General features: G+C 69.4%; 8 protein-coding genes. 5 read left to right on the top strand and 3 right to left on the bottom strand.

The genetic code is table 11. The features are described from left to right. Nucleotides 1-80 precede the first annotated feature (80 nt). Both C1704_RS17260 and C1704_RS17255 read right to left on the bottom strand, forming a co-directional pair. Nucleotides 81-392, bottom strand: a complete 312-nt coding sequence (locus C1704_RS17260) for a hypothetical protein (protein ID WP_419186814.1) — start codon at nucleotides 390-392, stop codon at nucleotides 81-83. A gap of 135 nt (nucleotides 393-527) precedes the next feature. Further along, the gene (locus C1704_RS17255; RefSeq protein WP_104303984.1) at nucleotides 528-1,172 is read right to left on the bottom strand and encodes an NAD(P)-dependent oxidoreductase; all 645 of its coding nucleotides are present in this window, start codon (nucleotides 1,170-1,172) and stop codon (nucleotides 528-530) included. A gap of 103 nt (nucleotides 1,173-1,275) precedes the next feature. Here C1704_RS17255 and C1704_RS17250 point away from each other — a divergent pair, with 103 nt between their 5' ends. From C1704_RS17250 to C1704_RS17230, 5 genes are read left to right on the top strand one after another with little or no spacing between them, the layout of a single operon-like run. Beyond that, a complete protein-coding gene (locus tag C1704_RS17250) occupies nucleotides 1,276-2,184 on the top strand; it encodes a LysR family transcriptional regulator (RefSeq protein WP_211286963.1) in 909 nt (302 codons plus the stop codon). Next, nucleotides 2,181-2,966, top strand: a complete 786-nt coding sequence (locus C1704_RS17245; protein WP_104303983.1) for a ChaN family lipoprotein — start codon at nucleotides 2,181-2,183, stop codon at nucleotides 2,964-2,966. Before C1704_RS17250 ends, C1704_RS17245 begins: the two co-directional genes overlap by 4 nt. Beyond that, entirely contained in the window at nucleotides 2,963-4,165 is a 1,203-nt protein-coding gene (locus C1704_RS17240) for a CaiB/BaiF CoA transferase family protein (protein WP_104303982.1), read from the top strand. The genes C1704_RS17245 and C1704_RS17240 overlap by 4 nt, the downstream gene beginning before the upstream one ends. A 15-nt stretch (nucleotides 4,166-4,180) precedes the next feature. Next, a complete protein-coding gene (locus C1704_RS17235) occupies nucleotides 4,181-6,100 on the top strand; it encodes an MFS transporter (RefSeq protein ID WP_104303981.1) in 1,920 nt (639 codons plus the stop codon). A gap of 56 nt (nucleotides 6,101-6,156) precedes the next feature. After that, the gene (locus tag C1704_RS17230; RefSeq protein WP_104303980.1) at nucleotides 6,157-6,999 is read left to right on the top strand and encodes a 23S rRNA (adenine(2030)-N(6))-methyltransferase RlmJ; all 843 of its coding nucleotides are present in this window, start codon (nucleotides 6,157-6,159) and stop codon (nucleotides 6,997-6,999) included. 12 nt (nucleotides 7,000-7,011) lie between these two features. Here the strand turns inward: C1704_RS17230 and C1704_RS17225 are convergent, their stop codons facing one another. Then, nucleotides 7,012-9,309: a putative bifunctional diguanylate cyclase/phosphodiesterase gene (locus C1704_RS17225; RefSeq protein ID WP_170064737.1), complete on the bottom strand. Its 2,298-nt coding sequence runs from the start codon at nucleotides 9,307-9,309 to the stop codon at nucleotides 7,012-7,014. Nucleotides 9,310-9,502: the final 193 nt, after the last annotated feature.

Genomic DNA, 9,502 nt, shown 5'->3' with positions numbered 1-9,502 from the left:
TCGAAAAGCTCGACATCATGTTCCTCGGCTTCATCACCTTCGTTCTCGTCGCTGATGGACTGCGGATGTGTTAACAGGCCCTAGTTGATGGACAGCCGTGAGGGCATGCCGAGTTCCGCCGCTGTCTTGATGGCCTTGGTGCGGCAGGCCTGGTCGAAGCGGTAGCGGTTGTCGTCGTTCACCTGGCTGAGCACGCTCAGCGCCGATTCGCCGGACGGGCCGCGCACGAGCGCCTCGTGCGCGAACACCTCGCGCGAGCGCACATCGACGATGGGCTGGTAGGCAAAGCTGAAGCGAAAGCTCAGGCGCTCCGGCCGGACGCACTCCGCACAGCGAGCCTCTTCATCAAGGGGCGCGAATTCGGACGGCGGGGTCAGGAGGCCGGGGGGCATGAGGAGCATCCAATGTGGGCGAAAACATGGCGCCGGCCCATCGGCCGTCTCCTCAATGTCGGCCGAGTTCCGCCCGACTTGAGTGCCGGGTATGCGCCAGGCCCCGGGGGCCGCGCTGTGCCTGGCCCTGCAGCGTCAGGCGCCAGCCACCGTGAATCGCCGCTGCAAATGCTTCGGGTGCTCGATCTCGTCGACGATGGCCACGGCCAGGTCGGCCACCGAGATGCCCGCCGGTTGGTCGCCCGCCATCAGCACCTCGTCACCGCCGAGGCGGTAAGCGCCGCTGCGCTCGCCGGGCTGCAGGAAGACGGGCGGCGACAGGAAGGTCCAGTCCAGTGCCGTTTCCTGGCGGATCAGGTTGAGCGCCTCCCGGGCGGCCAGCGCGCCCTGCTTCCACTCGGCGGGGAAGGTGGGCGTGTCCACCAACTGCACGCCCGGGGCCACGTACAGGCTGCCGGCACCCCCCACCGTCAGCAGGCGCTTCACACCCGCGCGTTTCACGCCCTCGAAGATGGCCCGCGTGCCGCGCAGGAATTCGTCATGGATGGCCGGGTGTGTCCAGCCCGGGTTGTAGGCGTTCACCACGGCGTCGGTGCCGGCCACGGCCGTGGCCACCTGGGCGGGGTCGGTCGCGTCGGCCTGCACCACCGTCAGGCCCGTCTGCGGTGCCAGCTTGGCAGGGGTGCGCGACAGGGCGACCACGGCATGGCCACGGGACAGCGCTTCGGTCAGCACGGCCGAGCCGACAAAGCCGGTGGGGCCGATCAGGGCAATCTTCATGGGGTCTCCAAAAAATGGGAGGGGTTGCGATGTCTGAACGATAGAGATGCAAATCAAACTAAACTAGACGGCCAATCATGCCTTTTTTATTTAGAAAAACTTTATGATTGAGCAGCTCAAGCGCATGGCAGTGTTTGCCACCGTGGTCGAGCAGGGCTCAATGAACGGGGCCGCGCGTACCCTGGGCACCACGGCCTCGGCCGTGAGCCAGCAGGTGCGCCAGCTTGAACGCGACATGGGCGTGACCCTGCTCACGCGCTCCACGCGCAAGCTGCGCCTCACCGTGGCCGGCGAGCGTTTCCATGAAGGCTGCGCCGCGATGCTGGCCGCCGCGCGCGGCGCCGGCGAGCAGCTTGCGCAGATGCGCGACGCGCCGGTGGGCGAGTTGCGGGTGTCCTCGCCGGTGGGTTTTGCGCGCCACCTGGGGCCAGCGCTGGCGCCGCTGCTGGCGGCCAATCCCGGGCTGAGACTGCACCTGCAGGTGGACGACACCCTGATTGACCTCGTCGAGCAGCGCATCGACCTGGCCATCCGCTTTGGCCGCCTGCCCGACTCCACCTGGGTGGCGCACCGTCTTGGCGAGATGTCTCTCACCGTGTGCGCCGCCCCGGCCTACCTGGCCGCGCGCGGCGTGCCCGCCGCACCGGCTGAACTGCTGGCCCACGACTGGTTGCGCACGGCCGGCGGCAGCCTGGGGACCGTGCTGGAGCTGCACGGCCCTGGTGGCGCGGTTGAGCGCCTGCGGGTGGAGGCTCGGGTGACCAGCAACAACCAGCTGTCGCTGCAGCAGATGTGCGAGGCTGGCCTGGGCCTGGCGGTGATGGGCGATCTCGACGTGGAAGACTCGCTGAAGACGGGCCGCCTCGTGCCCTTGCTGACGCACTGGCGCCCGCCGCCGCTGGGCATGTACGCGCTCACGCCGCAGCGCGATGCACAGCCTGCCAAGGTGCGCTTTGCGATCGAAGCCCTGCGCCGCGCCATGGCTGGCGTCGGTTCTAAGATGCCGGCATGAAGCAATTCCTGGCCACCCTGTTGCTGATCGTGTGCGTCCCGGCCGGGGCCCAGACCGCCTGGCTGCTGGGCGAACTGCATGACCAGCCGGATCACCAGCGCCAGGCGGCGCAGATCGTGGACGAGCTGGCCGCGCAAGGCCGCTTGCAGGCCCTGGTGCTGGAAATGGCCGAACGCGGCCGCCACACCCGAGGCCTGCCGCGCGATGCGGGTGAAGTGCAGGTGCGCGAGGCGCTGGCCTGGCACGAACCCGCCTGGCCCTGGGCCGCCTACGGCCCGGTGGTGATGGCCGCCGTGCGGGCCGGCGTGCCCGTGCAGGGCGGCAACCTGCCGCGCGCGGAGCTGCGTGCCGCGATGGGCCAGGCCCGGTGGGACGACACCGTGCCGGCGTCGGCCCGCGAACGCCTGGTGGACGCCGTGCGCGACGGCCATTGCGGCCTGGTGCCCGAGGCCCAGCTGCCCGCGATGGCCCGCATGCAGATCGCCCGCGATGACGCCCTGGCCGCCACCATCGCAGCCTCGGCGCGCGGCGCCTCCCCCGAGGCTGTCGTGCTGCTGCTCACCGGCGCGATGCACGCCTCACGTGCGACCGGCGTGCCCTTGCACCTGCCGCGCCTGGCCCCGGGCCTGGCGGTGCGCAGCATCGCCTTGGTCCCCGAAGGCCAGCCCGCGCCGGAAGGCTTCGACGAACGCCGCTCCGCCCAGAGCCAACCCTCGCGTGACCATTGCGCCGACCTGCGCGAGCGCGGCATGCCCGCGATGACACCCCCTGCCTCCCGATGAACACGAAGCCCGCCTCCCACGGCCCGCTGGCCGGCCTCAAGGTCCTCGAACTCGGCCAGCTCATCGCCGGCCCCTTCGCCGCCAAGACACTGGCCGACTTCGGCGCCGAGGTGATCAAGATCGAACCCCCGGGCAGCGGCGACCCGCTGCGCCAGTGGCGCCTTCTGCACAACGGCACCAGCGTGTGGTGGCAGGTGCAGTCGCGCAACAAGAAGAGCGTGGTGCTCGACCTGCGCGAGCCGCCCGACCGCAACATCGTGCGCCGCCTGGCTGACGAGGCTGACGTGCTCATCGAGAACTTCAAGCCCGGCATGATGGAAAAGTGGGGCCTGGGCTACGAAGAGCTCTCGCGCACCAACCCCGGACTCGTGATGCTGCGCATCAGCGGCTACGGCCAGAGTGGCCCCTACAAGGACCGCCCCGGCTTTGGCGTGGTGGCCGAAGCCATGGGCGGCCTGCGCCACCTCACCGCCGAGCCCGGCCGCGTGCCGGTGCGTGTGGGCGTGAGCCTTGGCGACACGCTGGCGTCATTGCACGGGGTGATCGGCGTGCTGATGGCGCTGCAGGAGCGGCACCGTTCGGGCCGCGGCCAGGTGGTCGACGTGGCCCTGTACGAAAGTGTCTTCAACGTGATGGAAAGCCTGCTGCCCGAGTACAGCGCCTTCGGCGTGGTGCGTGAACCGGCCGGGTCGGCCCTGCCCGGCATCGCGCCCAGCAACGCCTACGCCTGCGCCGACGGCTGGGTGCTGGTGGCCGGTAACGGCGACTCCATCTTCAAGCGCCTGATGAGCGCCATCGGCCGCGACGACCTGGGCCAGGACCCGGCGCTGGCCGACAACGTGGGCCGCGTGAAACGCGTGGCCGAGATCGACGCCGCCATCGGCGCTTGGACGGCAGCGCGCACCGTGGCCGAGGTGCTCGATGTGCTGAATGCCGCCCAGGTGCCGGCCGGGCGCATCTACACCGCCCGCGACATCGCCGAAGACCCGCACTACCGTGCGCGCGGCATGATCGAAGCCGTCACCACGGCCGACGGCCTGACGCTGGAGGTGCCGGGCATCGTGCCCAAGCTCTCGCGCACGCCCGGGGCCATCACGCGCCGTGCGCCCACCCTGGGCGAAGACACCGAGGCCGTGCTGCGCGAGGTGGGGCTCAGCGACGACCAGCTCGCCGCACTGAAGGCGCGCGGCCTGTTCTGAGTTGCGGCGCCTGAAGTGCCGGTGGAGGAGCCCTTGAGCCTGACCCCTGAAGCCGCTCATCCGAGCCAGTTCGCGCTGCTGGGCCAGCGGCGCTTCGCGCCCTTCTTCTGGACCCAGTTCCTCGGCGCAGGCAACGACAACCTCTACAAGTTCGCCTTCACCGTGATGGTGACCTACCAGCTCCAGGTGAGCTGGCTGCCGTCCTCGCTGGCCGGCCTGGTGATCGGTGCACTCTTCATCCTGCCCTACCTGCTGTTCTCGGCCACCAGCGGCCAGCTGGCCGACAAGTTCGACAAGGCCGCGCTCATCCGCGTCCTCAAGCTCTGGGAGGTGGCCATCATGGCGCTGGCGGCCTGGGGCTTCCACCGCCAGGACCCGGCGCTGCTGCTGGCCTGCATCTTCTTCATGGGCCTGCAGTCCACCGTGTTCGGGCCCGTGAAGTACGCCTACCTGCCCCAGCACCTCAACGAGCGCGAGCTCACCGGCGGCAACGGCATGGTCGAGATGGGCACCTTCGTGGCCATCCTGCTGGGCAATGTGGCCGGCGGCCTGCTGATCGCCCTGCCCGAGGTGGGCGCGCGCTGGACGGCCTGGGCCTGCCTGGCGCTGGCGGTGCTGGGCTGGCTCACCTCGCTGAAGGTACCGGCCACGCCGGCCACCGACCCCGGTTTGAAGATCAACTGGAACCCTGTGAGCGAAACCTGGCGCAACCTCAAGCTCGCCGGCGAAAGCAAGACGGTGTTCCGCTCCATCCTGGGCATCTCCTGGATGTGGTTCATCGGTGCGGTGCTGATGTCGCAGTTCCCGTCTTTCGCGAAGGACGTGCTGCACGGCAACGAGCAGGTGGCCTCGCTGCTGCTGGTGGTGTTCTCCATCGGCATCGCGGTGGGCTCGCTCTTGTGCGAGACGCTCTCGCGCCGCCACGTCGAGATCGGCCTGGTGCCGGTGGGCGCCATCGGCATGAGCGTGTTCGCGATCGATCTTTACCTGGCCTCGCGCGGCCTGCAGGCCGGCACCACCGAACACACCCTGCGCAGTTTCGTGGCCGAGCCCGCGCACTGGCGCGTGATGGCCGACCTCACGCTGCTGGCCTTCAGCGCGGGCATCTACAGCGTGCCGATGTACGCGCTGATCCAGCTGCGCTCGCCCGCCAGCCACCGCGCGCGCATCATCGCGGCCAACAACATCCTCAATGCGCTCTTCATGGTGGCCAGCGCCCTCATCGCCGGCGCCTTGCTGCACTTGGGCCTGAGCATTCCCGAGGTCTTCCTCGTGATGGGCCTGCTCAACGTGGTGGTGGGCTTCTACATCTTCCTGCTGGTGCCCGAGTACCTGCTGCGCTTCGTGGCCTTCCTCGCCTCGCGCCTGGTCTACCGCTTCCAGGTGCGCGGCGACGAGCACATTCCGGTGCGCGGGCCGGCCATCCTGGTGAGCAACCACGTGAGCTTCGTCGATGCGATCCTGCTGATGGCCGCCAGCCCGCGGCCCATCGTCTTCATCATGGATCACCGCATCTTCAAGCTGCCGGTGCTGGGCTGGCTCTTCAAGCTGGCGCGCGCCATTCCCATCGCGCCGCAGAAGGAGGACCCGGCCACCTACGAGCGCGCCTTCGAACGCGCCGCGGAGGTGCTGGCCCAGGGGCAGCTCCTGTGCATCTTCCCCGAAGGCGCCATCACGCGCGACGGGCAGTTGCAGGAGTTCAAGGGCGGCATCATGAAGATCCTGGAACGCCAGGCGGTGCCGGTGGTGCCGATCGCGCTGCGCAACCTCTGGGGCTCTTTCTTCTCGCGGGTGGAGGAGGGCCAGGCCATGGTGCGGCCCTTCCGGCGCGGCCTCTTCAGCCGCGTGGGCCTGGTGGCCGGCGAGGCCGTGGCCCCGCAGGACGTGAGCCCGGCCGACCTGCGCGAGCGCGTGGGGCGATTGCTCGCCGCCTGAGTCGCGAACCCTTCACCGAGGCGCTACAGTGAGGCCTTTGCAGGCTTCACACCAACATGCTCGCCTACCGTCATGCCTTTCACGCGGGCAATCACGCCGATGTGCTCAAGCACCTGGTGCTCACCCAGGTGCTGCGCTACCTCGGCGAGAAGGACAAGCCCTACTGGCTGATCGACACGCATGCCGGCGCCGGCGGTTACGCCCTGCACAGCCGCCATGCCCAGCAGCACGCCGAGTACCTCGACGGCATTGGCCGCCTCGTCGAGCGAGACGACCTTCCCGCGCCGGTGGACGACTATGTGGACATCGTGCGGCAGCACAACCCCAGCGGCGTGCTGAAGCACTACCCCGGGTCGCCCGAGTTGGCGCTCGCCTTGCTGCGGCCTCAGGACCGCTTGCGCCTGTACGAGCTGCACCCCACCGACCACCGGACGCTGGCACGCAACCTGGGCGGGCAGCCCCACGTCGAGGTGCACGCCGTGGACGGGTTCACCGCACTGAAGAGTCAGCTGCCGCCGCCCTCGCGCCGTGCCGCGGTGCTGATGGACCCTCCTTATGAGCTGAAGGCCGACTACGGCAAGGTGGTCGCGGCGATGCGCGAGGCCGTGCAGCGCTTTGCACAAGGGGTCTACATGGTGTGGTATCCGCAGTTGCCGCGTCTGGAGTCGCAGCAGCTGCCCCAGCGGCTCAAGGGGGTGGCGCCCAGGGGCTGGTTGCATGTGCGCATGACGGTGGCCCGTCCGGTGGAAGCCGGCTATGGCCTGCTGGGCAGCGGCATGTTCGTGATCAACCCGCCCTGGGTGCTGCACGACACGCTGGCCGAGGTGCTGCCCTGGCTCACCGAGGTGCTGGCACAGTACGACGGCGCGAGCTACCTGCTGGAGCAGCACGCGGTCTGACGCCGCGAAGGCTCACACCGGCAGGGCACCGGACAGCGAAGCGCCCGGACGGGTGGGACTCCAGCCGATGAGGTGGGTGGAGTGCCGGCGCAGCAGCTCGCTCCAGTGGGCTGCCGGCGCTGGCGCATGCAGCAGGAAGCCCTGGTAGCCGTCCACCCCCAGGGCCTGCAGGAAGGTCAGCTGCTCGGGGTGTTCCACCCCCTCGGCCACCACCTTGAGCTCCAGGCTCTTGGCCAGCATCACGATGGAGCGCACGATGCGCTCGCGTCGCGCGTCGCCCGGCAGGTCGCGCAGGAAGCTGCGGTCGATCTTCAGGATGTCGATGGGCAGGTCGGCCAGCTTGGCCAGGGACGAATACCCGGTGCCGAAGTCGTCGATCGCGACCTGGAACGACCACGCGCGCAGCCGCTGCAACTGCTCGAATGCCCGCTCCGGGCGTTCGGCCAGGAAGGTCTCGGTCACTTCCAGGCTCAGGCTGCTGGCGCCGATGCCGTGCCGCCCGACCACGGCCAGCACGGTCTCGAAGAGGTTCTCGCGGTCGAGGTCGCGGGCCGAGAGATTCACGGCCACCGGCAGGGCCGGGGCCCCTTCGGCGCGCCACGCGGCAATCTGACGACACACCTCATCAAGCACATAGTCGGTCAGCCGTGTCACCCAGCCGGCCTGCTCGGCCACGGGCACGAACTCGGCTGGCGACACGGCGCCCAGCAGCGGGCTGTGCCAGCGCAAGAGGGCTTCGAAGCCAAGCAGCTCGCCGCTGGCAGCCACCTTGGGCTGATAGACCAGCTCCAGCTCGCGCTCGTCGATGGCGCGGCCCAGGCCGGCCTCGATGGCCAGCCGTCGCGCATGGCGCTGGGGCTCGTCGATGACCAGGTCGGAGGCGTCGAGCCGGGCGCGGCGCGCACGATCCAGGGCCAGTTCACTGAGATGCACGACCTGCTCGGCCTCGTCGCCATCGGTCGGGAAGAAGGCCACCCCCACGGACATCGACAGGGGCGTGGGCCCCTGGGCCAACGCCAGGTCGGCCGGCAGGGCGTCGCGCACGCGCTGCACGGCGCCGGGTGCGGCGGCGGCCGCCAGGGCCGGTAGTGCCACGGCCAGCACGCTGCCGCGCACGCGGCCCACCTGGGCGGCACTGCCAGCCGCCTTCTGCAACGCGCGCATGCAGGCCAGGATGTAGCGGTCCCCGTGCAGACGGCCATGGCGTGCATTGATCAGGCGCAGGGTGTCCAGCCCGAAGGTCACCACGGGCAGGGTCTCGCCCGGTGCGAGGCGGGGCCGCTGAGCTTCGAGCCAGCGGCAGAAGGCCTCACGCTTGGGCAGTCCGGTGACGGCGTCGTGGCTGGCGATGAACTGCGCATGGGCCTGACTGCGCAGCAGATCGTGCTGCAGGGTGCGCAACTCGGTCACGTCGTGCAGGGCCAGCATCACCTCCCCAGTCTCGCTTTCGTGGCGGCTGCTGATGCGCAGCAGGCGCGCCTCGGCCAAGGGGCCCACGTGCCACTCGCTGCCCTGTCTCAGGTGCTCCGGCGTGGCGTCTGCCCGATCCCGGCCCGCGCCACGCAGCCACTGCGACAGGGGTTGCCCCTGGGCGGACGGCACACCGATCAGGGAAAGGAAGAGCCCGTTGGCGCGCTGAACGCGACCATCGGGTCCGCACACCACGGTGGCTGCCCCGTGGTTCTCGAACAGGGCTTCGTAGAGCACGTTGGCCTGGGCAAGGCGCCGCTGCGAGGCCTGCAGGCTGGAGACGATGCGAAAGGCCGCCAGCGGCATGCACAGGTTGAAGAAGGTGAAGAGCAGGGCGTGGATGTAGAGCGGCGCATCGGGCAGCGTCGTGTCCTCACCCAGCGGGCTGGGGGGGTGGAACCCTGTGAACGCGGCCCAGAATGGCAGCAGGTTCAGCACCATCAGCCCCAGCGCCAGGCGCCGGCTGTGCAGCAGGCCAGCCAGCAGCGGCGCGGTGTAGCAGAAGAGATAGCCCAGGCGCGCGATCTCCGGTACACGGATGAACAGCGTGATGGCCAGCCCCGCGGCATAAATGGTCACGATCAGGCCCACGGTGCTCTGCCGGGGATGCAGGTCCGACCATCGGATCGCGGCCACCAGCGCAGCATAGAAGGCCACGACGATCCACACGACGTAGTACTGGCCCTCGCGAATGCCGACCCAGGCGCTGTGCAGCCCGATGACCACCTCCACCGCCAGGCCGCTGAGCAGCACGATGCGCAGGGCGCTGAGCTGGGCGCGGGTGCCCTCCTGCACCCGCGGCGGGGCAGGCAGCAAAGTGAAGCGACGCAGGTGCGACAAGACCCGCGTTGCCCAGTGGAGGCAGCGCTGGAGCATCGTGTGGGGGTGTGATCGAAGTCGCAGAGTGTGCCCGCGATCGGACAGCGCTAGCCCGTCTGACTTCGCGCATTAGGGCGTGTTCACACTAATTGCGATGATGGTCGGGGCATTGGACACTTGGGGGCATGGAAATCACGCCCGAGCAATTCGCTGC

Origin of the sequence: Caldimonas caldifontis, assembly GCF_002930615.1 — a bacterium.
Taxonomy (GTDB): Bacteria; Pseudomonadota; Gammaproteobacteria; order Burkholderiales; family Burkholderiaceae_C; genus Caldimonas; species Caldimonas caldifontis.
The sequence above is the reverse complement of the archived record's forward strand: the minus strand, read 5'-3'. Positions and strand labels throughout refer to the sequence as shown.